The organism is Saccharopolyspora erythraea (assembly GCF_018141105.1).
GTDB lineage: Bacteria > Actinomycetota > Actinomycetes > Mycobacteriales > Pseudonocardiaceae > Saccharopolyspora_D > Saccharopolyspora_D erythraea_A.
Window position 1 is genome coordinate 300,504 of record NZ_CP054839.1, and the last position, 23,623, is coordinate 324,126.

Consider the following 23,623-nt stretch of genomic DNA (forward strand, 5'->3'; position numbering starts at 1 on the left):
CGCTAGCCCAGCCGGGTGCGGCCCGGCGGCCCCGGTCCGCACCTGTCGGCAAATCGCGACCAAGCCGCGCTCGGGTCAGCGGTCGAAGCGCCCGGCTTTGACTCCGGTGATGAAGGCGGACCATTGCGGGGCGGTGGTGGTGAAGTACCCGGCGGCCCGGTCCTTGGTGTCACGGACCGCGGCGCCTTCGCCGATCCGGCCGACCTCGACGCACGCGGACTCCTGACCCGACCGGCTCGACTTCCGCCAACCTGCGGGGCGCATCGTCATCCGACTCTCTCCATCTCGTCTGCACATTCGGCCAGCAGCTCCATCGAATGGTCGGGGCTCAAGGCCACACGCCTGAGCGAGGCCACCGCGTCGACGTAGTCGGTCACGGCCGGCGCGTCGTAGAGGAACGTGCTTGATCTGTAGTTTTCCAGGTGAACGATAGGTGCTGCTTTCGGGAAAGTGAACAGGATGCACGCACCTTCGAGCACCAGACTCCACTGTTCTGATGCCGTGGGGATGACTCTGACGGTGACGTTCGGGAGTTCGGCGAACTTGGCCAGGTGGTGCAGTTGGTCAGCCATGACGTCCCGTCCTCCGATCGGTGAACGGAGAACGTGCTCGGCGATGAGCGCCTCGAAGTCCACCGGGCGGCGACGAGTGAGGATGTCGCGGCGGCCCAATCGAACGGCTACCCGGGTTTCCCGTACGGCTGCGGGAACACCGGCCATGATCGCTCGTGCGTAGTCCGCGCACTGGAGGAGTCCCGGCACGATCATCGGTGCCACTTCCACGATGTGCGTTGCGGTGCGCTCGAACTCCATGAGCGCGGTCACGACGTTCTGCGCGGTCGACGCCCCGGTGGACAGCCAGTTCGGCTGCGCGGCGTCGCGGGCCATCTCGATGAGCTTCTCCCGCAGTTCGCCGCCTTCTCCGAGCGCGGTGACGATGCTCGCTACGTCTTCCGGAGTAGGAATCCGGTCACCGGTTTCGTAGCGTGACATCGACGCATTGGAGATCGTTACCCGCCTGGCCAGTTCGCGTTGGCTGACTCCGTGCGACTGCCGGAGTTCGCGCAGTTCCGCGCCGAGAGCGCGAGCTTTTGGAGTTCTACCGGTGTTTCCACCCATGAAGCAATCCTAGCTGGGCATTCGTGTCCAGTGGATCACGCAGATGGGGAGTTTTGCGCTGTTACCGAAAGGTCGAAAATTGTTGTAACACACGCAAATCGGCCTGGAGGTTCCCATGTTCGCGGATGAAGGCAGCGCCCGGTGCGGCACGGTCCTCCCGACCGCCTACCGCTCCGACGTCGTGTTCTGGATCGTCCCCGTGGGCCAGGACGTCCGTCATGGCACGGCGACCCGGCCGGGCGCGCTGCCCGCCGGGTCCGATGTCCTCGTGCTGTGCGCTCGCCGGTTCAAGCTGCCGACGTCGACGCCGTGGCCGGACGTGCCCAGGACCAGCTCGATCACGCGGCAGTGCGAGGACTGCACCGCCGAGTACGAGCGGCTGGGCCGTCCCTCCACCGTCTGGGACTTCTGATCCGGCGATCCGCAGGCCCGTGCTACATCTCGGCAAGCGTGGCCAGCAGGGCCAACGCCTTCTCGGTGTCGGCCTCGGAATGCCGCCCCAGGCCGCACGCGGTCGCCACCCCGTGCGCGGGTCGGCCGAGCCGAGACTCGATCAGTTCCAGCGCAAGGCGCGATGCCCGGGGGTCGTTCTCATCGGCGACTCCCGCGATCAGACGCCATGGGTGTCGCAGGTTCCCCAACGAGGCGTAGAAGTTGGCCGAGGTGGGCGGCGGGTTCGAGCCGAAGGCGAACGGTACGTGCACCGGGGGAAGGGGCAGCCCGAGACTTGTCAGCCTGTTGCCGAGGGCGTTGAGGAAGAGAACAGCCGGCTTGGTGTCGCGGGGCGCGACGAGTTCGGTGTCGGCCAGGTTGCCGTAGCAGAGGTGCAGGACCGCCGTTCCGGGCGGAATGTCCGCCAGCGCGGCTGCGACCTGCCGGGCGAGCACCCGGGCGACCGCCCTGCGCACCGGCCCGGGAACGAGGTTGAGCGCGTACAGCACGGCTGGGGTTTCGAGCTGCCAGACCACCGGCACCTCTGTGTCGGCGGATAGTTCGACCGCTTCCCGGATATCGCGCCTCGCGGCTTCGTGCAGTCGGGGGAGGACCCGCAGCGCATCCGCTGTGTCGCGCACCAGGCGCACCGGACGCCGGAAGTCCGGCTTGCCCACGAGAGTGAGCAGAGCCGTGTCGAGCGGATTGGGGCGGGAGAGTTGCGCGGCGGCGCCGTGGCCGTCCCAGTGCCGGTAGGCGTCGAGGATCACCCGCGCGTGCTCGCGTCTCGCGTCATCGCGCAGGTCCTCCGCGCTCGGCAGGGGTCCGACGGCCAGCCGGTAGTCGGGCATCGCGTCGTAGCTGGAGAAATCACCAGCGGAGACGACGCGCAGGGATCCGCGGTCGGCCAGGCTGCGCATGTAGCGCACCAACCAGTCGGGGTCCTTGTCGAGAGGCCAACCGGTGAGCTCGGCGTCGCCGAGCCGGCTTCTGACCCAGGACCACGCCTGCAGTGGCTCCCGCTCGCTGATCGTGGGAGGAAGGGTTCCTACGAGGTGGACTTTGCGCTTCACGTGACCTGCTGCCTTCCCGGGTGAGTCGAGACGAACCGGCAGCGGGGTGCCTCGCGGAAGCGATCAGCACGGCATTCAAGGCGCCAAGGGTGAGCAGAGGTGGCGTCATGGCCTGGTGCGGTTGACGATGTGCGCCGCTTGCGCCGGGCGTACCACCGAGCAAGGCCAGGGGGTCGCCGAACTGCGGTGGCCCGCGAGGACGTCTCCGATTCGTGGCACGGCATTCTGATCACCGCACCCTGCCAGAGACCCGATGGACGCGGGTTCGTCGCGAGCTTGTTCACGCGATCGGCGCAGAAGCCGAACGCCCTGGCGTTCCTCCCCGCGCCTGCCGACAGCACTCGCCGCCAGGGCGGGGCCGCTAGCGGGGTCCGTTGTCCCTGGCCCAGCGGCAGATCGCCGCGACCTCCTCGGCGTGGGTCGGCAGCGTGTCGTCGACGATGCCGAGGACCGGGATGTGACCTTCGCGCGAGGTGTCCGGAGGCCGGGGCACGAAGCCCTTCTCGTGCACGCCGGTGCTGCCCGGCCCCGGTGTGCCTTCCGCCAGGTGTCCCGTCGTGCGCGCGTAGCGGGTGAGCACGCGCGGTTTGCGGATGTCGCGGTCGGTGCCGAACCAGTGCTGGCCGAGCGGGAACAGCGCCGACAGCGCGTCCCACCAGCCCTCCACCGCGAGCAGCAGGTCGGGGTGGCGTTGGAGGAGTTCCGCCTTGAGCAGGCGGCAGCCCTCCATGACGTCGTAGCGGGGGTCGTTGAACCAGTAGCCGAGGGTGTCCAGGAACGCCGCGTCGACGCCGAACTCGCGCACCATCGCCGAAATCGACTCGACCAGGTGCGCGCGGAATCCCGGCTCGCCCGGGTTGAGGAAGACCTGGTCGCCCTCGCCGACGCGGTCGGTGTCCCAGTCCGGGCGGTTGAGCAGCTCGACGTAGCGGTTGGTGTCGTTGCGCAGCACCGCGTCTTCCCACTTCGGGTACTGCTTCACGTTCGCGCCGTGCCCGCCGAACATCGGCATCAGCCGCACGCCGAGATCCCGCGCCGTGGCGGCCAGCGCCGCGAAGCCCTCGTCGCCGCCGAGGTCGGGGCCGGGCCGGTACTGCGGATACGCGTAGTAGTAGCGGCCTTCCCAGCCGGGCAGGTAGGCGAGCACCCGGTGCCCCTCGATGTGCTGGGTGACGAACCGCAGCGCCTCTTCCATCTGCGGGAACGTGTTGAACACGTAGCCGGTCCAGTGCTGGCCGTGCAGGGTCACGACCAGCGCGGTGTGGCGCATCCAGTCCGGTACGTCGGGCCGGGTCTCCCACGGCCGCAGGTCGTGCGCCTTCTCCACGAACGCGAGGTGGTCGTCGAGGTCCTGGTCGGCGACGGCACTGCTGGCGCGGACGCGCAGCCGGACCGGCGGCACGCGGTAGGTCTGCGAGCGGGTGTTGGCCGAGGTCACGTGCACCACCTCGACGATGGGCACCGGCGAGTACCGCGGATGCCGCACGTGCACGATCTGCCGCCGGACCCGCGGATCGCGGATGCTCAGCGTCGAGCACTCGGCCTCGTCGCCCACCGCCAGCCACGCCGTCGCCATGTCCGGGCCGGGGTACTCGAGCTGGATGCGGTGGCCGTTGACGCCGTGCGCCCAGCCGCGGCCGGTGTTCGGCGTCCACCACCCGGCGCGAAGCTGCTCCGGCGGCAGACCGCGCAGCATCAGCTTCACGGCCTTCACGGCCTCGGTGTGGCGGACCTTGATCGACCACTCCAGCACGCCATCGCGGTTGACGACCTCGGCGTCGAGGACGCCCGCGTCGACGGTGGTCTGCTGGCCGAACAGCGCGAAGCGGTCGCTGTGCACGCTGACGCGGTCGGTCTCGTGGACGTAGGCGCAGCCCGCGTGGATGGCGTAGCCGTTGTCCTCGGTGAACACCTGGACGCCCCACTCGACGCCGTAGGTGCCCGGGGCGGGGAAGTAGGGGTCCTTCGGGTCGAAGCTCAGATCGGTGTCGATGAGGCCCACGCCGATTCCTCCCCCGCGAATTCAGCCGCGTTGTCCAGGAGTGCGGCGAGGTCGTCGGCCTCGTCCGGTTCGAAGACCAGGATCTGGGCCGGCGGCACCACCACGGCCACCCGGTCACCCATGACCAGGACGGTCACCCTGCGATTCTCGGCTGCGGGGTTGGTGCACGGTATCCGCCATCGGAGCTGTTCCATCGGGTCCTCGGTGGGCCACATCTCCACTCCAGCGGGTCGATCCGTGCAGCGTCTCGGGGATTGACTGAACCGTGCGGACCGCACCGCGTTCAAGCTGACTACACCTAACGGGTGGAGTGGCGCTTCACAGCCCGGAGCGGTGGAAGCGTCGCGTAGCGCAGCTGAGACGCCGAAATCCGGCACGGTCGGTGCGCTGCGGCAATACCGGAACGGCTGACTTGACTCGCCGTGGATCGAGGGCTTCCCACCGGTCTCGTGGGGTCGCTCGCCGCGGATTCGGAGGGGCGGTGCGCGTCTCGAAGGCCGCTCGGCGCGGATCGAGGGTGGGAAAGCGACCGGACCCCGACGGTCCCCGAAACCTGCTCCGGCCGCTCCCCCGTTTCCCGTATCCCCAGGGGCGTCGCTGAATCTGCATGCCGCACATCGCGACGTGCTTGAGTGTGAAGGTGCCGGAGGAGTCGGCACTACCATCTTTGGTCGAGTGAATTCGTCGACTCGGACGCTTCAGTTCCGTAATTCGGGGGCTGGCGCGCGCGTTTTTCCGGTGGTGGCGCGGAAAAAACGGACGAACCGCGGGCCGGCGGTGGTTCGCGCGAGTCGGAGTGAGCAGTGTCACATTCGTGCGGGCGTGCGCACGAAATGGCCGATCGGCCGAGGCGGAGTGGTCGGACGCGCGGTGTCATCGGGGGCGGCATCCGTACCCTGGCGGCAGTCGCCGTCCGCCGACCGGGCGACGGCATTCGGAATCAAATGGGCGAAACGGGCAAAATGCATGATTGAGTGGCTGGAGTCGATCCCGCCCGTCGCGATCTACCTGGCGGTCGGGCTGATCATCGGGCTGGAGAGCGTGGGCATCCCGCTCCCCGGCGAGATCCTGCTCGTCTCCGCCAGTGTCGCCGCGTCGCAGGGAATGGTGAATCCGGTCCTGCTCGGCTGCATCGCCGCCACCGGGGCGATCATCGGCGACTCGGTCGGCTACGCGGTCGGCAAGAAGTACGGGCGAGGACTGCTGACCCGCCTCGGCCGCCGCATGCCCAAGCACTTCGGCCCGAAGCGGATCGCCGCCGCCGAGCGCGCGTTCGACCGCTGGGGCGCGTGGGCCGTCTTCGGCGGCCGGTTCGTCGCGCTCCTGCGCATCCTCGCCGGACCGCTGGCGGGCATCCTCGGCATGCAGTACCGCAAGTTCCTGCTGGCCAACGCCACCGGCGGCATCGCGTGGGCGGGCACCGTCACCACCGTCGCGTACCTGTTCGGCGTGGTCGCCGAGCACTGGATCAAGCGGTTCTCGTGGGTCGCGCTGCTCATCACCGTCGTGATCGGCGTGGCGATCACGCTCTACGTCCGCCACCGCACCGAGCGCGCCGTCGAGGCCGAGGAGGCCGCCGAGGCCGACGGCAACGCGGACGCATCCCCGGAAGAGGCCGCGGAGGCTCTCAGCGGGACCGAGAAGGCCTAGCAAGAGAGGCCGTCCCTGGCCGCCCCCAAAGGCCATCGAGCCGCCCACGGCTCCGGCCTCGGACGCGAAGCCCACGGCTGAAACCCCGGCCGCGAAGCCGGCGGCTGCGTCCTCGACCACCAAGCGCTGCCTGCCCGGACGCCGATCGCTGCTTGCCGGGAACTGTCCGGACGCGAAAACGGCCGGTCGCCCGTCCGGGCTGGACGGGCGACCGGCCGTTCGGTCTCGGAGTCCGGGTGCGGTCAGCGGCTGGCGCGGTTGACCGCCGACACGATGGCGTGCAGCGACGCCTTCACCGTCGAGCTGTCGATGGCAACGCCCCACAGGACGTCGTCGCCGACCGCGCACTCCAGGTAGGCAGCGGCGAGGGCGTCGTCACCGGCGGTCAGGGCGTGCTCGCTGTAGTCCATGACCCGCACGTCGTAGCCGACCGTGCTCAGCGCGTCGACGAACGCCGCGATCGGGCCGTTGCCGCGGCCGGTGATCTCGCGCTCGTCGCCGTCCACGACCACCGTCGCGCTGATCGTCTCGTCGCCCGCCTCGCCGTCGAGGCGCTGGCGCACCAGCTCCAGCGGCGTCCGCGCCCCCAGGTACTCGTCGGAGAACACCGCCCACATCTGGTCCGGCGTGACCTCGCCGCCGTCCGAGTCGGTGCGCGCCTGCACCAGCTTGGAGAACTCGATCTGCATCTTGCGGGGCAGGTCGAGCTGGTGCTCGGTCTTCATGATGTAGGCGACGCCGCCCTTGCCGGACTGCGAGTTCACCCGGATCACGGCCTCGTAGCTGCGGCCGACGTCCTTCGGGTCGATCGGCAGGTACGGGACCTCCCACGGGTGCGCGTCGACCTCGGCGCCCGCCTTGGCGGCCTCCTCTCGCAGCGCGTTCAGGCCCTTGTTGATCGCGTCCTGGTGGCTGCCGGAGAACGCCGTGTAGACCAGCTCGCCGCCCCACGGGTGCCGCTCGTGCACCGGCAGCTGGTTGCAGTGCTCGACGGTCCGCTTGATGTAGTCCAGGTCGGAGAAGTCGATCTGCGGGTCGATGCCCTGGCTGAACAGGTTCATGCCCAGCGCGACCAGGTCGACGTTGCCGGTGCGCTCGCCGTTGCCGAACAGGCAGCCCTCGATGCGGTCCGCGCCCGCCTGGTAGCCCAGCTCCGCGGCGGCGATGCCGGTGCCGCGGTCGTTGTGCGGGTGCAGAGACAGCAGCACCGAGTCGCGGCGGGACAGGTTGCGGTGCATCCACTCGATCGAGTCGGCGTAGACGTTGGGGGTCGCCATCTCGACGGTCGCGGGCAGGTTCAGGATGACCGGCCGCTCGGGCGTCGGCTGCCAGATCTCGGTGACCGCGTCGCAGACCTCGGCCGCGTAGGACAGCTCCGTGCCGGTGTAGGACTCCGGCGAGTACTGGAAGCGGAAGTCGGTGTCGGGGTACTTGCCCGCGAACTCCAGGGCCATCTCCGCGCCCATGGTGGCGATCTTCTTGATGCCCTCGCGCTCCTCGCGGAACACCACGCGGCGCTGGAGGATCGAGGTGGAGTTGTAGATGTGCACGACCGCCTTCGCCGCGCCCTCCAGGGCCGCGAAGGTGCGCTCGATCAGCTCCGGGCGGCACTGGGTGAGCACCTGGATGCGCACGTCGTCGGGTACCGCGCCGTCCTCGATGATCTCGCGGACGAAGTCGAAGTCGGTCTGGCTGGCCGCCGGGAAGCCGACCTCGATCTCCTTGAAGCCCATCCGCACCAGCAGGTCGAACATTCGGCGCTTGCGCGCGGGCGACATCGGGTCGATCAGTGCCTGGTTGCCGTCGCGCAGGTCGACCGCGCACCACAGCGGGGCCCGGGTGATCCGGTTGTCCGGCCAGGTGCGGTCGGGCAGGCGCACGTCCTCGACCAGCTCGTGGAACGGGCGGTAGCGGTGGAACGGCATCGAGCTGCCGAGCTGGGGGTTCCAGGGCTGCTGGTCGGCGGGCGCCGGGCGCGAGGGCCTGCGGACGCGGTTGGAGATCGGGGTCTGAGGTTCAGGGGGAATGCTCATCGCGGGGAAAACTCCTGCTCTGTTCGCTGCCGCGGGGTGCTGCGGATACCGGGGCTCCATCGGTTGCCGACCGGCGCGTTCGTACCCCGCGACGAGGGGCCGGTCTGATCAGACCCCGTCGCGGCGGCGAAGCAGGAGAACGCGTGCCACGGACCCAGGCTAACCGCAACCGTGGGCCGGTGTGCAAGCCGTCGTCCCAGATGGTGGGCACCGGACGGCCGCGAGCTGCGGTGTTCAGCACGCGGGTGTGACCGGGCAGACTGGGATCATGGCTGCCAAGAGAGGTCGGTCCGGTGTCGCTTCGCTGATCAACGGCGCCGGTTTCGTGATCGCCGCGATGCTGGTGCTGCACATCGTCTTCGTCCTGACGGGGTTCCCCACCGAGAACGGGCTCGCCGGTTCGGTGCGGCAGGCGGCGGAGCCGCTCGCGCTGTTCTTCCCGGGCATGCTCGACGCGGGCAACCAGGTCCTGCAGGTGATGGCCGACTTCGGCCTCGCCGCGGTCTTCTGGGTGCTGGTCGCCGGTCTGCTGGCCCGCGTGTTCGGCTGAGGTGGCGCCGTCCGGGCGCGGGGCTACCGGCGGGTAGGTCCGGCGTGCAACACTCCGCACATGTCCGAGAGTGATTCCGCGGCCGGCACCCACGAGGTCGGTGGCGGTCGCCGGCGCAGGCACCGGTCGTTCGACGCCGCGCGGGCGCGGGTCCGGGTGGCAGGCGCGCTGATCGCGGTCGTCCGCTGGATCGGCACGCTCGCGGCGGCTCTGCTCGCGCTGCACGTGGTGCTGACGATCGGCGGCGCGAACCCGGACAACGGCATCACGCGGTTCGTCGCGGACTGGGCGCAGCCGCTGGCGCTGGGCTTCTCCGACCTGTTCGTGCCGCAGGACCCGCAGCTGGCGATCCTGCTCAACTACGGCATCGCGGCGCTGTTCTGGCTGGTCGCGACCTCCATCGCGGTCCGCATCCTGCGGCTGCTCGCCCGCTGAGCCGGGGCGCGGATGGCGGGCGAGTTCAGCTACCGCGCCGGCGACGGTGTGCTCCTGCACGCGACCGCTGTCGGCGACGGGCCGACGGTCGTCCTGCTCCACGGCGGAGGACCGGACCACCGCAGCCTGCTGCCGCTCGCCCGCCGCCTGGCCGACCGCAGCGCCTTGGTCGTGCCCGACGTGCGCGGTTACGGCCGGTCGGTCTGCGCCGACCCCGCCAGCCACACCTGGGCCCGCTACGCCGACGACGTGGTCGACCTGCTCGACCACCTCGGCGTCGACCGCGCGGTGGTCGGCGGCACCGGCCTGGGCGCGACCGTCGCCATGAGGACCGCCGCGGCCCACGCCGACCGGGTGGCAGGCACCGTCCTGATCAGCGTCGAGGACATCGAGGACGACGAGGCGAAGCGCGCCGAGACCGCCTTCATGGACGCCTTCGCCGAGCGCGTGCGGACCGAGGGGGTCGAGGCGGCGTGGGAGCCGATCCTGCCTGCGCTCGCGCCGGTCATCGGCGGGCTGGTCCGCGACGCCATACCGCGGTCGGACCCCGCGAGCGTCGCGGCCGCCGCGGCGATCGGACGCGACCGGTCGTTCCGCACCGTGGAGGAGGTCGCCGCGGTCACCGCGCCGACGCTGGTCTTCCCCGGGATCGACGAGCGCCACCCGACCGCGCTCGCGGCCAGGATCGCCGAGGTCATGCCCAGGGCGAGACTGGTGCCCGCGGCGTTCTCCGCCGATCTCCGCACGGCCGACGACCTCGCCGCGGCGGTCGCTTCGGCCCTCTCGGAGTTCCTGGCCGACCTCCGCCGCGGGCGCCTCTGAAGTCCGCACCGGAACCGCCGAGCAAGGCGAGTCGAAGACAGCCGCTCAGCCCTCGCGGTCGAGCTGCTCCAGCACCTCGCGGACGACCTCGGCGGCCTCCCACACGTCTATGTAGCGCAGCCACGACGGCGCGAAGCTGAAGCGCAGCACGTCCGGGTCGACGAAGTCGACCACCACGCCCCTCGCGAACAGCTCGGCCACCACGAGCTGGGCCCGCGGGTGGCGAAGGCTCACCTGCGGCCCGCGCCGCCTGCCGCGTCTGGGCGGCACGATCTCGACGCCGGGCGCGCGCAGCAGCCGGTCGACGAACAGCGAGACCAGCCCGTTGGTCTTGGCTTCCAGCTCGGCGCCGGACACCCCGTCCAGCATCGACAGCCCGTTTCGCAGCTCCGACAGCGCCAGCGTCGACGGCGCTCCGCTGAAGCCCGACGCGGTCTGGGTGAGCACGCCGTCGCAGCTGCGGTCGCGCCCGCCCAGCTCACGCTGGTGGCGTTCGGCGACGAACCAGTAGGCCGGTGCGCCGGGGCCGCCGCCGAGGTAGCGGTGGCCGCAGCCGACGGCGAGGTCGGCGTTCCAGGCGTGCAGGTCGACGTCGAGCGCACCGGCCGACTCGCTGAGCTCCCACAGCACCAGCACGCCCTGCTCGTGCAGGGCCGCCGTCGTGGCCACCGGGTCGCGCACCGCTCCGGACCGGACGTCGGTGTGCGACAGGGCCACCACCGCAAGCCGGTCGAAGGGCAGCTCCGCCAGGTCGTCGAACAGCAGCAGCTCGGTTCCGGTGTAGGCGGCCGCGGAGCGGGCGAGGTAGTGGTCACTGGCGAAGCAGTCCCGGCCGACGGCCAACGCGGGCTGCTCCGGGCGCAGCCGGGAGGCCGCCACCAGCGCCTTGAACAGGTTGACCGACGTCGTCTCGGCCACGGTCAGCTCGCACTCGCCGGCCCCGATGAGGCGGGCCAGCTTCGCGGCGCACGTGCGCGCCTCCAGCTCCCAGTCCGGGGCGAAGCGGCGTGCGCAGCTCTCCATCCAGCGGTGCTCGGCGAACTTGCGGAGCCGGGCGCTGGTCCTGCTCGGAGCCGCGCCACCGCTGTTGCCGTCGAGCCGGATCAGGCCAGGGGGAAGCTCGTAGCGCACACGCAGACCCGCGAGGGCATCGGCACTGTCGAGTGCCGTCGCTGCAGGTCGCGTGCTCGTCCACACGAGTGAAGTATTACTCCATTACCCTACGGTAAGTGTCCATTTCACCATCTTGGTTCAAGTCTCAAATGAATTCATGGTGCGTTCGGAGCCGCCTGGCTGGGCCGTTCGGCATGATGGCGGGTCGGCCAGCGGGCAGAGCCCGGGGTGTGATCGACACGCCCGGTGCACGGGTCAGAACAGCGCCTCGCCCCAGGTGTCGGTGAACACCAGCTCGGACAGCGGCTTGCGGGCGCGTGGCGCGGCCTCCTTGGCCTGCAGCCGCTCCGGCAGCTCCGCGGGCGAGCCGTAGCCGCCGACCGCGATGGCCACCATAGGCTCGAACTCGCCCGGGATCGCGAACTCCGCGCGCGCCGCGTCGCGGTCGAAACCGGCCATCTGGTGCGCGACCAGCCCCTCGGCCACGGCCTGCAGCACCAGGTTCTGGCTGGCCAGCCCCAGCCCGTACTCGCCGTAGGGCATCGGCTCGCCCTCGTCGCCGACCACCCGCGCCACGCCGATGGCCAGCGCCGCCGCGGGTTCGGTCCAGCCGCGGTTGCCGCGCGAGAGCGTGGCGTGGATGCGGTCGAAGGTGCCCTCGCCCCGCCTGCCCGCGATGTAGCGCGCCGGCTGCGTGTTGCCCCACGAGGGGGCCCAGCGCGCCGCCTCGAACAGCGCGGTGAACTGCTCGTCGGTCAGCTCCACCGCCGGGTCCAGCGCCCGCGGGCTCCAGCGCTCGGCGATCAGCGGGTGCAGGGGGACCGAGGAGTCCGCGGGTTTGGCCGACTCCGCGGGACCGGCCGGGCTCCCGGGCTCGGCGGAGCGGGCGTGCGCGCGTTCGTCAGCGGTCATCGAGCGCCTCCCGATGTCACATCGCGTAGGGCCATGCGGTCAGAGAGTAGGCCCCGAACCAGGACCCGAAGCAGACCAGCAGCACCGCCGTGCAGACCGCCGTCGTCGTGCGCCGGTTGGCCAGTCCGATGGCCACCGGTACCAGCAGCGGGAACGCCGGCAGCATCAGCCGGACCTTGGAGTACATCAGCCCGTCCGAGCCGAGGTCGAGCACCAGCACCGCCGCGGCGAACGCCACCAGCGGCCACGCCATCCGGTAGCGCAGGCACAGCACGAACAGCACCAGCGCGGCCAGCACTATCCAGGCGGTGAAGGTCTCCAGCACCGACTTGTCGGAGGTCAGCGTCTCGACGACGAACTCCGAGGTCCGCGCGCCGCCGTCGAAGGCCGACGACCAGCCGCGCTGCTGGAGGTCGAAGTAGCCGCCGGGCTTGCCGGTCTGCAACCCGACCCAGCCGACGTAGGCGAGCATCCCGGCGGGCGCGAGCAGCATCGCCAGCAGCGGCCGCCACAGCTCCCGCCGCCGGACGATGGCGATCAGGGCCGCGAGCCCGACCACGGCGATCAGCGCGGCCGCGGTCGGCCGCACCAGCCCGGCCCCGGCGCAGCACAGACCGGCCAGCAGCCACTTGCGCTCGACGACGCCGATCAGCGCCCAGATGGACAGCGCGCAGAACAGCGCCTCCGAGTAGGCCATGGACAGCACGACCGACATCGGCGCCGCCGCGAACAGCACCACCAGCAGCAGCCCGGTTCCCTCCGAGCCGCCGAAGCGCCTGCCGATCCGGGCCAGGCCGTAGGCGGCCACCACGCCGCACGCCAGGCTCACCGTGATCGCCGCGCCGAGCATGCTCACGCCCGGGAGCAGGCCGACCAGCCGCACCAGCAGCGGGTAGCCGGGGAAGAACGCCAGCGGTGTCTCCGGGTAGCGGTTGCCGAACCCGTCGACCATGCCCGGGTCGACCCCGCCGTAGCCGTGCTCGGCGATCTCCAGGTACCACTCGCCGTCCCAGGCGCCGAGGTTGTCGGAGAGAGATTCGTCATTGGCCGCCGACAGCCACGCCAGCACCAGCAGGCCGAAGAACCGGATTGCGAGGTAAACCACACCCGGGGCCACCAGGAGCAGTCCGCGGCGGTGTTCGCGCAGCGCATCCCGGACGGCGGCGGGCCAGTGGTCACCGGGACGTTTCTGCTGGTTGCGGACTGTTTCCGCGGTGTTGCGCCGCTGCGGGTCCAGGGCTCCCGGGGAGGTGGGCACCGCGCGCCTCCGAACTTGTCGACAAAACGGCCTCCCAGGCTAGTCCCACGTTGCCGGAGTAGGGCGAGGCGGTAACGATTCGGTAGGCTGTACCGGCAGCGGAGCGACCTGGTAGAGGCCGCTTCGGCCGTTCGGGCCGAGCTGCTCTCCACGGGTCGCGGGGTACCTCCGGCGCCGGTCACGGCCGGTTTCGGCGGCGCTCTTCGTCCATCCGGCGTCAGTGCGGGGACAACCCGCACCCGGGGCGACCGCAGCCTTGCGAGGCACGGCCCGAGGAGGTTTTTTCACGTGGCGCTCGTCGTCCAGAAGTACGGCGGTTCTTCACTCGAGAGTGCCGATCGCATCAAACGGGTCGCAGAGCGCATCGTCGAGACCCGCAAGGCGGGCAATGACGTGGTCGTCGTGTGCTCGGCGATGGGAGATACCACTGACGAGCTGCTCGACCTCGCCCAGCAGGTCAACCCGGCCCCGCCGGAGCGCGAGCTCGACATGCTGCTCACCGCCGGTGAGCGCATCTCCAACGCCCTGGTCGCGATGGCCATCGAGGCCCTCGGCGCCGAGGCCCGTTCGTTCTCGGGCTCCCAGGCCGGTGTGATCACCACTTCCGCCCACCAGAACGCCCGCATCATCGACGTCACGCCCGGCCGGGTGCAGGAGGCCCTGAAGCAGGGCCAGGTCGTGCTGGTCGCCGGTTTCCAGGGCGTCGCCCAGGACACCAAGGACATCACGACGCTCGGCCGCGGCGGCTCGGACACCACGGCGGTCGCGGTGGCCGCCGCGATGAACGCCGACGTGTGCGAGATCTACACCGACGTCGACGGCGTCTACACCGCGGACCCGCGCATCGCCTCTGATGCCAAGCACCTCGACCGCATCACCTACGAGGAGATGCTCGAGATGGCGGCGACCGGTGCGAAGGTGCTGCACCTGCGCGCCGTCGAATACGCCCGCCGCTACGGCGTGCCCCTGCACGTCCGCTCTTCGTACTCACCCAAGTCCGGAACGATCGTGTCCGGCAGTGTGGAGGACCTTTCCGTGGAACAGGCGATGATCACCGGCGTCGCGCACGACCGGTCGGAGGCCAAGGTCACCGTGCGCGGTGTGCCGGACAACCCGGGTATCGCGGGGCGGATCTTCCGCGTGATCGCCGATGCCGAGATCGACATCGACATGGTGCTGCAGAACGTCTCCGGCACCGCGTCGGGCCGCACCGACATCACCTTCACCGTGGCGCGCAGCAACGGCGCGCTGGCGGTGACCGAGCTGGAGAAGATCAAGGACGAGCTCGGCTTCGAGCAGGTCGTCTACGACGACCACGTCGGCAAGGTCTCGCTGGTCGGCGCGGGCATGCGCTCGCACCCCGGCGTCACCGCGACCTTCTGCGAGGCACTGTCGCAGGCCGGCGTGAACATCGAGATCATCAACACCTCCGAGATCCGGATCTCGGTGCTGATCCGTGACACCCAGCTCGAGGACGCCGTCGGGGCGCTGCACGCGGCGTTCGAGCTCGGTGGCGACGAGGAAGCCGTCGTCTACGCGGGGAGTGGTCGCTGATGGCCGAGCAGAACGCGCGCCCGACCGTCGCGATCGTGGGTGCCACCGGCGCGGTCGGCACCGTCATGATCGACATCATCAACAACCGGTCCTCGGTGCCGTGGGGTGAGATCCGGCTGATCGCCTCGCCGCGCTCGGCGGGCAAGAAGATCACCGTGCGCGGTGAGGAGCGGACCGTCGTCGCGCTCGCGCCGGAGGCGTTCGACGGGGTGGACATCGCCCTGTTCGACGTGCCGGACGAGATCTCGGCGCAGTGGGCCCCGGTGGCCGCCGAGCGGGGCGCCATCGCGGTCGACAACTCGGGCGCGTTCCGGCTGGATCCCGAAGTGCCGCTGGTGGTGCCCGAGGTCAACGCCGCGAAGGTGCACGAGCGGCCCAAGGGCATCATCGCCAACCCCAACTGCACGACCCTGTCGATGATGGCCGCGCTCGGTGCGCTGCACCGCGAGTTCGGCCTGCGCGAGCTGGTCGTCGCTTCCTACCAGGCCGCCTCCGGCGCCGGGCAGGAAGGCGTGGACCGCCTCTACGCCGAGGTCTCGGCGGTTGCGGGCAAGCAGGTCGGCGTGCGCGGCGGTGACGTCGCGGAGGCGCTGTCGGCGGCCGGGCTGCCGGAGGAGACCCCGTTCAAGGCGCCGCTGGCGATGAACGTGGTGCCGTGGGCGGGTTCCCGCAAGGACGACGGGTGGACCTCCGAGGAGCTCAAGGTCCGCAACGAGTCCCGCAAGATCCTGGGCATCCCGGAGCTGAAGGTGTCGGCCACCTGCGTGCGGGTGCCGGTGCTGACCACCCACTCGCTGGCGGTGCACGCCACTTTCGAGCGGGAGGTCACCATCGACCAGGCGCACAAGGTCTTCGGCTCGCAGCCGTCGATCGTCCTGCAGGACGACCCGGACAACGGCGTGTTCCCGACCCCGGCGGCGGTCGTCGGCGGCGACCCGACCTACGTGGGCCGGGTGCGCCAGGCGCTGGACTTCCCGAACACGCTGGACTTCTTCGTCTGCGGTGACAACCTCCGCAAGGGGGCCGCGCTCAACACCTACGAGATCGCGGAGACCCTCGCGGCGGGCAAGTAGGCACCGACGTCCCACGCGGTGCGCGGGCGGGTTTCACGGCGAACGGCGTTCTCATCCCCGGCGGGAGGAGGACGCCGTTCGCCGTTCAGGCCCTCGTCAGTGCGCCGGCGCGTTCGACGTCCTGGGCGAGCAGGTGGTGGTTGAGCGCGATGGCTGCGGTCGAGCCGGCGCCCGCGGCGCTGACGAGCTGCGCCGGGGAGTCCACGACGTTGCCCGCCGCCCACACCCCGGCGACGCTGGTGCGGCCCGAGGCGTCGGTGGTTACCCAGCCGTCGTCGCCGACCTCGCAGCCCAGCTCGGTGAGCATCCGGTCGTTCGGCACGAAGCGCGGGCCCACGAACACCGCCTTCCTCCCCACCTCACGGCCGTCGGCCAGCTCGACGGTGAGCCCGTCGCGCGCTGACAGCCGCGCCACGTCGCCGTCGATGACGCGCACGCCCCAGGCGGTCAGCCGCTCGCGCTCCCCGGCTTCGAGCGCGATCCGGTTCGGGAAGAACGTCACGTCGTCCGACCACAGCCGCACCAGCGCGGCCTGGTGCAGGGTGAACGGACGGTTGTCCCCGCCCACCACCCCGATGGGCTGGTCACGCACTTCGTGCCCGTGGCAGTAGGGGCAGTGCAGCACGGTGTCGCCCCACCGGTCGCGCAGGCCGGGGATCTCGGCCAGCTCGTCCCGCAGCCCCGTGGCGACCAGCACCCCGCGTGTGCTCAGGTCCGCGCCGGAGGCGAGTCGCACTGCGAAGCCGCGCTCCGCGTGCTTGACGGCGACCGCCAGTCCCTCGACCACCTCGCCGCCGTACCCGGCCAGCTCGCGCCGTCCGGCAGCGAGCAGCTCCGCGGGGGCCATCCCGTCGCGGGACAGGAAGTTGTGCAGGTGCGCGGACGGGGCATTGCGCGGTTCTCCCGCGTCGACCACCACGACCCGCCGGCGGGACCGGGCCAGCAGCGTCGCGGCCGACAGGCCCGCCGCGCCACCCCCGAGCACCACGGCGTCGTACCGGGTCGCGTCCATCTATTCCTCCCCAGGCTTTTCCGGCCGCTTTCCCGGCGGCCACGGCGTGATCTAGGCTGGAAAAGGTAACAGGTAGTTCGCTGGTTAACAAAGTGTGGTGTGATCATGCTGCCGCTGCAGGCGCGCACGGTGGAGCTCTGGCGCGAGCGCAACCCCGAGTTGGACACCTCGCCGATGGAGGTGGTCGCGCTGGTCAAGCGGGTGCGGGTGCTGCTCGACCGGGCCGTCGAGGACCTCTACGACGGTGCAGCGCTGACCATCGCGGAGGTCGAGCTGCTGGTCCCGCTCCGTCACGCCGACGAACCGGTCACCGCTGCCCGCCTCGCCGCCCGCCTGGGCATGTCGCGCGCGGGCATCAGCAAGACCCTGGCGAAGCTGGAGAAGCGCGGGCTCATCACCCGTGCCGCCAACCCCGCCGACCGGCGCGCGGCCCTGATCCGCATGACGCCGGAGGGGGAGGAGGTCATCGACGACCTGTTCCCGCGGGAGCTGGAGGCCCACGGCAGGCTGCTCGCCGGCCTCGGAGCGGATCGCGAGCGCGTGGTCGAAGCGCTCACCCGCTTCGCGGAGGCGATGGAGGCGCAGCTCGAGGAGTGAATTCGGCACTCGAACGTGTGTTTGTGTGGTTGATCCGTGGCGATCGGCGAAGGCTCCGGGGACTTTCGAGACATGCCCCCGATCTCGTGTCCCGACCACCTGTTGACCATCGAGGAGTTCGACGAGCTTCCGGAGGACGGTTCGCGCCGGTACGAACTGCAGGAAGGTGTTCTCCAGGTGAGCCCGAAAGCCGCGGCGGGCATCCAGGGTTACTGGGTCCTGGAGATCGACGACGTCGTGAAGCTGACGGCGAGCCGTCTGATCGGCGAGGTCTACGAGGTGGACTTCCGCGGAGGCGGGATGTTCAAGACAGTCCACCCGTTCGAGCTGGAACTCGACCTCGACGCGCTGGTCAGGCGCTCGGCCTGACTCCGGGCGCGCCTCATCGGCGACCGCCGGGGACGGTCGCCGACGATGCCCGAGATGCGAATCCGCTTCGCGCGAGTGGCTCTGGCGAGCCACTTGAAGCCCACCCGGGGGCTTCAAGCGAGCTGGGCCTGCCACATCCAGTGCGACTTCTCCAGCTCGGCGGCGATGCTCAGGAGCAGGTCCTGGGTGACCAGATCGGTCTTGTCCGTCTCGTCGATGCGCATGCGCACCCGGCTGATCAGCTCGGAGAGCGCCGAGACGATGTACTCGATCACCTCGCGGTCGTTCTTCCAGCCCGCCTCGAACGTCGGCAGGCCCGAACCGGACGCGACCGTGCTCGACCGGCCGTCAGGGGAGACGCCGATGGCCGATGCCCGTTCGGCGACGTCGTCGGCGAACGACCGTGCGGTGTCGATCAGCTCGTCGAGCTGCAGGTGCACGTCCCGGAAGAACTTGCCCACGACGTTCCAGTGCGCCTGCTTGGCGACCAGGTGCAGGTCGACGAGGTCGAGCAGGGTGCCCTGCAGGGCCTTGCCGGTGACGTCGCGGTCGGAGTCGTTGAGTGCGCTGGTGATCGGCGCCTTGGCAGCCGTCTTCGTGGCCATGGGGCGGATACCTCCGTAGCGAGCTCGGTGGTTGGCAGTCAGCCTTGCCCAGGGGATACCCACCTGCGCCCGAAGTTCACCTGCGGCTGTTCGCGAAATCCACCACCTGCTGGCCGATCGTGCGCAGCGTCCGGGTGACCTTCTCGTCCTCGCTCTCGCCCTCCGGCCCGAGCTGGGTCTCCGCCGAGTTCACCGCCGCGCCGAGCGGCGTGGGCCACCCGCGCAGCGAGTGCACCACAGAGCGCAGCGCCTGCAACGTCGTGACGGTGGCCTGCCAGCCGTAGGCGACGCCGATGCAGCCGACCGCGCGGCCTTCCAGGTAGACCCGCTCGTCGCCGCGCAGGTCCTCCACGTAGTCGAGGGCGTTCTTGATCAGGCCCGAGATGGTGCCGTGGTAGCCGGGGGAGGCGATGACCACGCCGTCGGCGGCGCGCAGGGCCTCGACGAGCTCGATCGCGTTCTCGGTGCGCTCGGGCACCTGCGGGTCGTAGAACGGCAGGGCGAGGTCGTTGCCGGTGATCGCGCGGACCTTGGCGCCGGCGTCGCGGGCCCCGGCCAGGGCCGCCCGCATCGCGCGTTCGGACTGCGAGTCGGGCCGCACCGACCCGCCGATACCCACCACGGTCAACGTCATGCACGAAATCCTTCCATCAGCGTCCCCGACGCGTCCGCCCATCGGGACGCGGGACACGCTACGACCTCCAGCGAGGTCGAAGTCAAAACCGCCGGTGCCGGGGCCGGGGAGTCGCGCGGCGGCAGTGCCGCGCGCCACGCTACTTGCGGGTAACCTCCATTTCGACTGTTCTCGCCCGGGAAGGTTCGCTCATGCCGAAGGCCATCGAACGAGTAGCGCTCCAGGCGCAGGCGCTCGCGCTGCGCACCGCCCTCGCGTTGCCCCAACCGGTCCGCCGGGCCATCGCGGGCCCGCCGATCCGCATCGACGGCGGCGAGCTCGCGCTCGACGCGCAGCTGCTGCTCAAGCTGCAGCACCTCAGCGGCAACCGGAACCTCTCGGCGCCGACCGTCGAGATCGCGCGGGCGGCGATGCTGCAGTCGACCCACCTGCTGCCGCACGCGCCGGTCAGCGGCGTGTCGGTCGGCGAACGCAGGGTGCCGGGCGCCACCGGCGAGCTGGCCGCCCGGCTGTACCGGCCGCACCAGCTGACCGAACCCGGTGAGCTGCTGGTCTTCTACCACGGCGGCGGGTTCGTCATCGGCGACCTGGACAGCCACGACGACGTGTGCCGCTTCCTGGCCAAGCACGCCGGCGTCAGGGTGCTGGCGGTGGAGTACCGGCTCGCCCCGGAGAGCCGCTTCCCGGCCGCGTTCGACGACGCGCTCGCCGCCTACCGCTACGCGGTGGACAACGCCGCCGCGCTGGGCAGCTCGCCGGGAGCGATCGCGGTCGGCGGCGACAGCGCGGGCGGCAACCTGGCGGCGGTGGTCGCCTACCACGCTGCCCGTTCCGGCCTGCCCAAGCCGAGCCTGCAACTGCTGCTCTACCCCGCCGTCGACGCGACCAAGCGCCGCCGCTCCCGCGAACTCTTCGGCGAGGGCTTCCTGCTCACCGACCGCGACATGGACTGGTTCATGGACCACTACGCGCCGGACGTCGGCGAGCGGGGGGACCACCGGCTGTCGGTGCTGCTGGCCGACGACCTGACCGGGCTTCCCCCGGCCTACGTGGTCACCGCGGGCTTCGACCCGCTTCGCGACGAGGGCCGCGCCTACGCCGAGCGCCTGGCGGAAGCGGGCGTCCCGGTGATCGACCGCTGCTTCGACGACCTCATCCACGGCTTCGCCAACATGCGGCCCGCCGGCGGACGCTTCGGCGAGGCCATGTTCGAGATCGCGGGCACGCTGCGTGCCGCGCTGGCGCTGCGCGTCTGATCAGCCGGGCACTGGCACCGCGCGGCTGACCTTCCGCGACGCCAGGGGGCGCGTCGGACTGAGCGCTAGCGCTGCGGTTCTCACCAGTAACCCTCGTGCGCGACCAGGGCCTCCTTGGCCAGCAGCGGTCCCTCGACCGCGATGGTTCGGGCGGCCTTGGCGAACACCTCGGCGGCGGGCAGGTCCAGCCCGGGGCGCTGCTCCCCCCGGAAGGACGCCAGCCGCCTGCCGTCCAGCGCGAAGACCAGCCGGCCGAGTCCGGAGGACACCATCGCCGCCGAGCACATCGCGCAGTTCTCGCAGCTCGTGTACATCGTGGTCGCGGCGGCCGTGGCGGCGTCGAGGTGCCGCGCGGCCCACACGGCGAGCTTGAGCTCGGGGTGCGCGCTGATGTCCCGGTCGGTGTGCACGGTGTTGACGTCCTCGGCGAGCACAGCGCCGTCGGGGCCGGCCAGCAGTGACCCGAAGGGCTCGTCACCGCGTTCGCGGGCCAGCACGCTCAGCTCGATCGCGCGGCGCAGGTGCCGCAGGTCGTCGTCGGTCACGGTCCCTCCCGGGGTCGGCGGTGCTCCCAGTCTCGCGCGGGTGTGCGCGGCGTCGCCGCGCAGCCGCAGCGGGAGACGGCCGGCTCCAGCAGCGGGCGCTACGCCTCCGAGCCGACCAGCTCCCGGAGCCGGTCGAGCAGCTCCTCCCGGCTCTGGCAGCCGAGGCGCTGGCGGATGCGGCCGATGTGGTGCTCGACGGTCTTGGCCGAGATGAACAGCCGCTTGCCCACCTGCTTGTAGGTGAGCCCGGCCAGCACGAGCTGCGCGACCTCGCGTTCGCGGTCGCTGAGCAGTTCCCCGTCGCCCGCGTTGGCCGACATCGCCCGCGGCCGGGGCTGCTTGCCCTGCAGCGCGCGGGCGCACTCCAGCAGCGCGAGCATGGCCTTGCGGTCGGCGGTGCGGATCGCGGCCTGACCGGCGAGGCGGGCGCCGTCCCAGGTCAGGCCCGCCGCGTGCAGGCCGCGGGCGGCCCGCTCGGCCTCGTCCTGGTCGACCTGCCCGTCCAGCACGCGCAGCCACGTCCGGGCGGCCTCGGCCATCGCCGCCGACATCGGGTTGTGGTGGGCGGTCTCGCCCAGGTCGGCGGCGTACCGCGCGGCGGAGTCCATGTCCTCCACGACCACCGCCGCCTGCAGGCACTTCCAGGTCAGCATCGACGTCCACAGCGGCGGGTTGCCGAGCCCGCGCAGCAGCGCCTGCGCCTCGTGCAGGTAGGGGGCCAGCCAGTCCTGGTCGTGCAGGCGGGCGGTCGCGACCACGAGCTCGCCCAGCGGCAGCAGGCAGAACAGGTCCGGCGAGTGCTCGGCGGCGGCCTGCCGCGCCTGGCCGCGGATCGCGGTGAGGGCGGTCATGTCGTTGTCCCGTCCGGCGATGCCGGCGTGCAGCGCGGTGGCCAGCAGCCGGTCGCGGGCGGCGAGCTCGGCGGGCACCGAGCCCAGCGCCTGCCGCGCGGTCACGGTGTCGCCGCGCATCAGCGGCACCCATGCGGCGAGCAGCCGGTGCCGCGCCTCGAGCAGCGGTCCGCCGCTGCCCGACTCGACGGCCTTGGCGAGCGACGACTCGGCGACCTCGAGTTCGCCGCAGTGCAGCGCGACGGTGGCGGCGATGGCGGCCGGGCTGTCGGGCAGCATCACCCCCGGCCCGACCGGGTCGGCCAGCGCGGCGGCTCTGACCAGCGTGGACAGCGCGCTGGTCGCGGCGCCGGTGACCGACTCGCGCACGCCGTCGGCGAGTTTCGCCGCCGCGCCGGAGAGCGAGGTGGGCGGGCCGGACTCGCGCCGCGAGCCAAGCAGCTCGTCGGCTTCGCGCAGCCGCCCGGTACCGACCAGCCCGACCGCGGCGTAGGCGGTGTCGCCGGACCAGCGCAAATTGTCGACGGACCACGCGCACAGGTCGGCCGACTGCGCGAGCAGCCCGCGGTGGGCCAGCACGCTCGCCGCGACCTGCACGCCCAGTGCGCGGTCGGGGACGGCGGGGTCGACGATCACCTGGTCGGCCAGCCGCAGAGCCTCGTCCAGCCGCCCCGCGGCGGCGGCTGCGCGGGCGCGGCGGGCCGCGACCCGCGGCTCCGGGACGCCCGCCGAAACCGCCGCGTCGAACAGGCGGCCCGCCAGCTCCGGCGCTTCGGCCAGCGCCTCGTCGCCGCCCTTCTCGAAGGCGGCCGAGAGCGTCGCTTCGGGCAGCAGCGCGACCCGGGCGCCGAGCAGCGGGCGGACCAGCGGCAGCACCGGCCCGCCGCGCGCGAGCTGCGCGTCGACCAGCCATCGCACGATGCCGAGCCGCACCTCCAGCGGGGTCAGCAGCTGGGCGGCGGCGCGCACGATCGGCCACGGCATGTCGTGGTCGTCGACCAGGCCGCCCGAACGCACCGACGCCAGCGCTCCGGCGACGTGGCCCGGGTCGAGCCCGAGGACCGAGGCGAGCACCTCCGGGTGCGGGGCGGCGCCGACCGACATCGCCGTCACGCACGCCCGCGCGTGCTCGCCGAGCTGGTCGAAGTCGTGGCGGAACTGCTCCAGCGCGAGCCGGGGCAGCGTCCTGTCCCCGAGTTGTGACGGTTCGATCGTGCCGGTGACGCGCCCGACGAGCCGCGGCACGCCGCCGGTCTGCTCGATCAGCCAGTCGATCCACTCCCGCGACGCCTGGCCGGGGAGCCCGCGGGCGACCTCGTCGCGGCCGAGACCGGTCAGCAGCACCGGCGCCCCGAGGGTGGCGACCAGTTCGGAAAGCGCGTGCGAGCGCGGTCCCGGGCGGTAGGCGACGACGACCCGGGCGCCGGGTTTCTCGGCGATCGCGCGCAGCGCGTACAGCGAGGTGTCGTCGAGCAGGTGCGCGTCGTCGACGAGGTGCGCCCCGTCCTGCGACGCCTCCGGTGACGACGACACGGGGATGCCCGCGGCCTGGTAGATCCCGGCGAGCTGGGACAGCAATGCGCTCTTGCCGTATCCGCCTGCGCCCTGGATCCCCGCGACCACCGGAGCGGCGGGCTCGGCCGCGATGGCAGCCCGCAGCCCTGCTGCGTGCACCCCGGCCGGCGATGCGGCCTGCGGGTTCGTCGGGTGGTTCAAGCGCGTTCCTTCT

Annotated in this window: 24 protein-coding genes; 10 read left to right on the plus strand and 14 right to left on the minus strand. The window is 71.4% G+C overall.

Annotated elements, in window-relative coordinates; all coding sequences use genetic code 11:
• Nucleotides 1–75: 75 nt before the first annotated feature.
• Nucleotides 76–270, minus strand: a complete 195-nt coding sequence (locus HUO13_RS01415) for a DUF397 domain-containing protein (protein ID WP_211899707.1) — start codon at nucleotides 268–270, stop codon at nucleotides 76–78.
• On the minus strand, nucleotides 267–1,118 hold the full coding sequence (locus HUO13_RS01420; protein WP_211899708.1) for a helix-turn-helix domain-containing protein: 852 nt from the start codon (nucleotides 1,116–1,118) through the stop codon (nucleotides 267–269). Before HUO13_RS01420 ends, HUO13_RS01415 begins: the two co-directional genes overlap by 4 nt.
• A gap of 115 nt (nucleotides 1,119–1,233) precedes the next feature.
• Between HUO13_RS01420 and HUO13_RS01425 the strand changes: the two genes are divergently transcribed.
• The gene (locus HUO13_RS01425; protein ID WP_211899709.1) at nucleotides 1,234–1,530 is read left to right on the plus strand and encodes a hypothetical protein; all 297 of its coding nucleotides are present in this window, start codon (nucleotides 1,234–1,236) and stop codon (nucleotides 1,528–1,530) included.
• 22 nt (nucleotides 1,531–1,552) lie between these two features.
• On the opposite strand, the gene HUO13_RS01430 is transcribed toward HUO13_RS01425, so the two are convergent.
• From HUO13_RS01430 to HUO13_RS01440, 3 genes are all read right to left on the minus strand, one after another.
• Nucleotides 1,553–2,470 (minus strand): hypothetical protein, encoded by a 918-nt coding sequence (locus HUO13_RS01430; protein WP_211899710.1) that lies wholly within the window; start codon nucleotides 2,468–2,470, stop codon nucleotides 1,553–1,555.
• A gap of 514 nt (nucleotides 2,471–2,984) precedes the next feature.
• A complete protein-coding gene (locus tag HUO13_RS01435) occupies nucleotides 2,985–4,625 on the minus strand; it encodes a hypothetical protein (protein ID WP_211899711.1) in 1,641 nt (546 codons plus the stop codon).
• The gene (locus HUO13_RS01440; protein ID WP_249124382.1) at nucleotides 4,601–4,762 is read right to left on the minus strand and encodes a hypothetical protein; all 162 of its coding nucleotides are present in this window, start codon (nucleotides 4,760–4,762) and stop codon (nucleotides 4,601–4,603) included. Before HUO13_RS01440 ends, HUO13_RS01435 begins: the two co-directional genes overlap by 25 nt.
• Nucleotides 4,763–5,591: 829 nt before the next feature.
• On the opposite strand from HUO13_RS01440, the gene HUO13_RS01445 reads away from it, so the two are divergent.
• On the plus strand, nucleotides 5,592–6,275 hold the full coding sequence (locus tag HUO13_RS01445; protein ID WP_211899713.1) for a DedA family protein: 684 nt from the start codon (nucleotides 5,592–5,594) through the stop codon (nucleotides 6,273–6,275).
• A 242-nt stretch (nucleotides 6,276–6,517) separates the two neighbouring features.
• On the opposite strand, the gene leuA is transcribed toward HUO13_RS01445, so the two are convergent.
• On the minus strand, nucleotides 6,518–8,308 hold the full coding sequence (gene leuA / locus HUO13_RS01450) for a 2-isopropylmalate synthase (protein ID WP_211899714.1): 1,791 nt from the start codon (nucleotides 8,306–8,308) through the stop codon (nucleotides 6,518–6,520).
• A gap of 268 nt (nucleotides 8,309–8,576) precedes the next feature.
• Between leuA and HUO13_RS01455 the strand changes: the two genes are divergently transcribed.
• Genes HUO13_RS01455 through HUO13_RS01465 form a run of 3 tightly spaced genes read left to right on the plus strand, consistent with a single transcriptional unit; the run spans nucleotide 8,577 to nucleotide 10,115 of the window.
• Entirely contained in the window at nucleotides 8,577–8,858 is a 282-nt protein-coding gene (locus HUO13_RS01455) for a hypothetical protein (protein WP_211899715.1), read from the plus strand.
• Between the two features lie 60 nt (nucleotides 8,859–8,918).
• Nucleotides 8,919–9,293, plus strand: a complete 375-nt coding sequence (locus HUO13_RS01460) for a hypothetical protein (protein WP_211899716.1) — start codon at nucleotides 8,919–8,921, stop codon at nucleotides 9,291–9,293.
• 12 nt (nucleotides 9,294–9,305) lie between these two features.
• Entirely contained in the window at nucleotides 9,306–10,115 is an 810-nt protein-coding gene (locus tag HUO13_RS01465) for an alpha/beta fold hydrolase (protein WP_211899717.1), read from the plus strand.
• A gap of 45 nt (nucleotides 10,116–10,160) precedes the next feature.
• On the opposite strand, the gene HUO13_RS01470 is transcribed toward HUO13_RS01465, so the two are convergent.
• The 3 genes from HUO13_RS01470 to HUO13_RS01480 form a co-directional block, all read right to left on the minus strand.
• Nucleotides 10,161–11,246, minus strand: a complete 1,086-nt coding sequence (locus tag HUO13_RS01470; RefSeq protein ID WP_249124383.1) for an aminotransferase class V-fold PLP-dependent enzyme — start codon at nucleotides 11,244–11,246, stop codon at nucleotides 10,161–10,163.
• Nucleotides 11,247–11,483: 237 nt separating this feature from the next.
• Nucleotides 11,484–12,140 (minus strand): nitroreductase family protein, encoded by a 657-nt coding sequence (locus tag HUO13_RS01475; RefSeq protein ID WP_211899719.1) that lies wholly within the window; start codon nucleotides 12,138–12,140, stop codon nucleotides 11,484–11,486.
• A 16-nt stretch (nucleotides 12,141–12,156) separates the two neighbouring features.
• Nucleotides 12,157–13,398: a glycosyltransferase family 39 protein gene (locus HUO13_RS01480; RefSeq protein ID WP_249124384.1), complete on the minus strand. Its 1,242-nt coding sequence runs from the start codon at nucleotides 13,396–13,398 to the stop codon at nucleotides 12,157–12,159.
• Between the two features lie 288 nt (nucleotides 13,399–13,686).
• Here HUO13_RS01480 and HUO13_RS01485 point away from each other — a divergent pair, with 288 nt between their 5' ends.
• Together HUO13_RS01485 and HUO13_RS01490 are read left to right on the plus strand one after the other, a co-directional pair.
• Nucleotides 13,687–14,952 (plus strand): aspartate kinase, encoded by a 1,266-nt coding sequence (locus tag HUO13_RS01485; RefSeq protein WP_211899720.1) that lies wholly within the window; start codon nucleotides 13,687–13,689, stop codon nucleotides 14,950–14,952.
• Nucleotides 14,952–16,025 (plus strand): aspartate-semialdehyde dehydrogenase, encoded by a 1,074-nt coding sequence (locus HUO13_RS01490; RefSeq protein ID WP_211899721.1) that lies wholly within the window; start codon nucleotides 14,952–14,954, stop codon nucleotides 16,023–16,025. Before HUO13_RS01485 ends, HUO13_RS01490 begins: the two co-directional genes overlap by 1 nt.
• 85 nt (nucleotides 16,026–16,110) lie before the next feature.
• Here the strand turns inward: HUO13_RS01490 and HUO13_RS01495 are convergent, their stop codons facing one another.
• On the minus strand, nucleotides 16,111–17,037 hold the full coding sequence (locus HUO13_RS01495; protein WP_211899722.1) for an NAD(P)/FAD-dependent oxidoreductase: 927 nt from the start codon (nucleotides 17,035–17,037) through the stop codon (nucleotides 16,111–16,113).
• A 105-nt stretch (nucleotides 17,038–17,142) separates the two neighbouring features.
• Between HUO13_RS01495 and HUO13_RS01500 the strand changes: the two genes are divergently transcribed.
• Both HUO13_RS01500 and HUO13_RS01505 read left to right on the plus strand, forming a co-directional pair.
• Nucleotides 17,143–17,634, plus strand: a complete 492-nt coding sequence (locus HUO13_RS01500; RefSeq protein ID WP_211899723.1) for a MarR family winged helix-turn-helix transcriptional regulator — start codon at nucleotides 17,143–17,145, stop codon at nucleotides 17,632–17,634.
• 72 nt (nucleotides 17,635–17,706) lie between these two features.
• Nucleotides 17,707–18,003, plus strand: coding sequence for a hypothetical protein (locus tag HUO13_RS01505; protein WP_211899724.1), 297 nt, complete (start codon nucleotides 17,707–17,709; stop codon nucleotides 18,001–18,003).
• A 113-nt stretch (nucleotides 18,004–18,116) separates the two neighbouring features.
• Here the strand turns inward: HUO13_RS01505 and HUO13_RS01510 are convergent, their stop codons facing one another.
• Nucleotides 18,117–18,608, minus strand: coding sequence for a Dps family protein (locus HUO13_RS01510; RefSeq protein WP_211899725.1), 492 nt, complete (start codon nucleotides 18,606–18,608; stop codon nucleotides 18,117–18,119).
• Between the two features lie 76 nt (nucleotides 18,609–18,684).
• Nucleotides 18,685–19,242 carry an NADPH-dependent FMN reductase gene (locus tag HUO13_RS01515; RefSeq protein ID WP_211899726.1) on the minus strand — a complete coding sequence of 186 codons (558 nt, stop codon included), beginning with the start codon at nucleotides 19,240–19,242 and terminating at the stop codon, nucleotides 18,685–18,687.
• 191 nt (nucleotides 19,243–19,433) lie between these two features.
• Here HUO13_RS01515 and HUO13_RS01520 point away from each other — a divergent pair, with 191 nt between their 5' ends.
• Nucleotides 19,434–20,498, plus strand: coding sequence for an alpha/beta hydrolase (locus HUO13_RS01520; RefSeq protein WP_211899727.1), 1,065 nt, complete (start codon nucleotides 19,434–19,436; stop codon nucleotides 20,496–20,498).
• A gap of 80 nt (nucleotides 20,499–20,578) precedes the next feature.
• Here HUO13_RS01520 and HUO13_RS01525 read toward each other — a convergent pair whose 3' ends face one another.
• Together HUO13_RS01525 and HUO13_RS01530 are read right to left on the minus strand one after the other, a co-directional pair.
• On the minus strand, nucleotides 20,579–21,043 hold the full coding sequence (locus HUO13_RS01525) for a nucleoside deaminase (RefSeq protein WP_211899728.1): 465 nt from the start codon (nucleotides 21,041–21,043) through the stop codon (nucleotides 20,579–20,581).
• 98 nt (nucleotides 21,044–21,141) lie between these two features.
• A complete protein-coding gene (locus HUO13_RS01530) occupies nucleotides 21,142–23,610 on the minus strand; it encodes a LuxR C-terminal-related transcriptional regulator (protein WP_211899729.1) in 2,469 nt (822 codons plus the stop codon).
• Nucleotides 23,611–23,623 lie beyond the last annotated feature (13 nt).

Excerpts from the sequence above, each read along its gene's own strand:
- HUO13_RS01415 (WP_211899707.1), bottom strand. The coding sequence starts at position 270 with ATGACGATGCGCCCCGCAGGTTGGCGGAAGTCGAGCCGGTCGGGTCAG.
- HUO13_RS01420 (WP_211899708.1), bottom strand. The coding sequence starts at position 1,118 with ATGGGTGGAAACACCGGTAGAACTCCAAAAGCTCGCGCTCTCGGCGCG.
- HUO13_RS01425 (WP_211899709.1), top strand. The coding sequence starts at position 1,234 with ATGTTCGCGGATGAAGGCAGCGCCCGGTGCGGCACGGTCCTCCCGACC.
- HUO13_RS01430 (WP_211899710.1), bottom strand. The coding sequence starts at position 2,470 with ATGCGCAGCCTGGCCGACCGCGGATCCCTGCGCGTCGTCTCCGCTGGT.
- HUO13_RS01445 (WP_211899713.1), top strand. The coding sequence starts at position 5,592 with ATGATTGAGTGGCTGGAGTCGATCCCGCCCGTCGCGATCTACCTGGCG.
- leuA (WP_211899714.1), bottom strand. The coding sequence starts at position 8,308 with ATGAGCATTCCCCCTGAACCTCAGACCCCGATCTCCAACCGCGTCCGC.
- HUO13_RS01455 (WP_211899715.1), top strand. The coding sequence starts at position 8,577 with ATGGCTGCCAAGAGAGGTCGGTCCGGTGTCGCTTCGCTGATCAACGGC.
- HUO13_RS01460 (WP_211899716.1), top strand. The coding sequence starts at position 8,919 with ATGTCCGAGAGTGATTCCGCGGCCGGCACCCACGAGGTCGGTGGCGGT.
- HUO13_RS01465 (WP_211899717.1), top strand. The coding sequence starts at position 9,306 with ATGGCGGGCGAGTTCAGCTACCGCGCCGGCGACGGTGTGCTCCTGCAC.
- HUO13_RS01475 (WP_211899719.1), bottom strand. The coding sequence starts at position 12,140 with ATGACCGCTGACGAACGCGCGCACGCCCGCTCCGCCGAGCCCGGGAGC.
- HUO13_RS01490 (WP_211899721.1), top strand. The coding sequence starts at position 14,952 with ATGGCCGAGCAGAACGCGCGCCCGACCGTCGCGATCGTGGGTGCCACC.
- HUO13_RS01495 (WP_211899722.1), bottom strand. The coding sequence starts at position 17,037 with ATGGACGCGACCCGGTACGACGCCGTGGTGCTCGGGGGTGGCGCGGCG.
- HUO13_RS01500 (WP_211899723.1), top strand. The coding sequence starts at position 17,143 with ATGCTGCCGCTGCAGGCGCGCACGGTGGAGCTCTGGCGCGAGCGCAAC.
- HUO13_RS01505 (WP_211899724.1), top strand. The coding sequence starts at position 17,707 with ATGCCCCCGATCTCGTGTCCCGACCACCTGTTGACCATCGAGGAGTTC.
- HUO13_RS01510 (WP_211899725.1), bottom strand. The coding sequence starts at position 18,608 with ATGGCCACGAAGACGGCTGCCAAGGCGCCGATCACCAGCGCACTCAAC.
- HUO13_RS01515 (WP_211899726.1), bottom strand. The coding sequence starts at position 19,242 with ATGACGTTGACCGTGGTGGGTATCGGCGGGTCGGTGCGGCCCGACTCG.
- HUO13_RS01520 (WP_211899727.1), top strand. The coding sequence starts at position 19,434 with ATGCCGAAGGCCATCGAACGAGTAGCGCTCCAGGCGCAGGCGCTCGCG.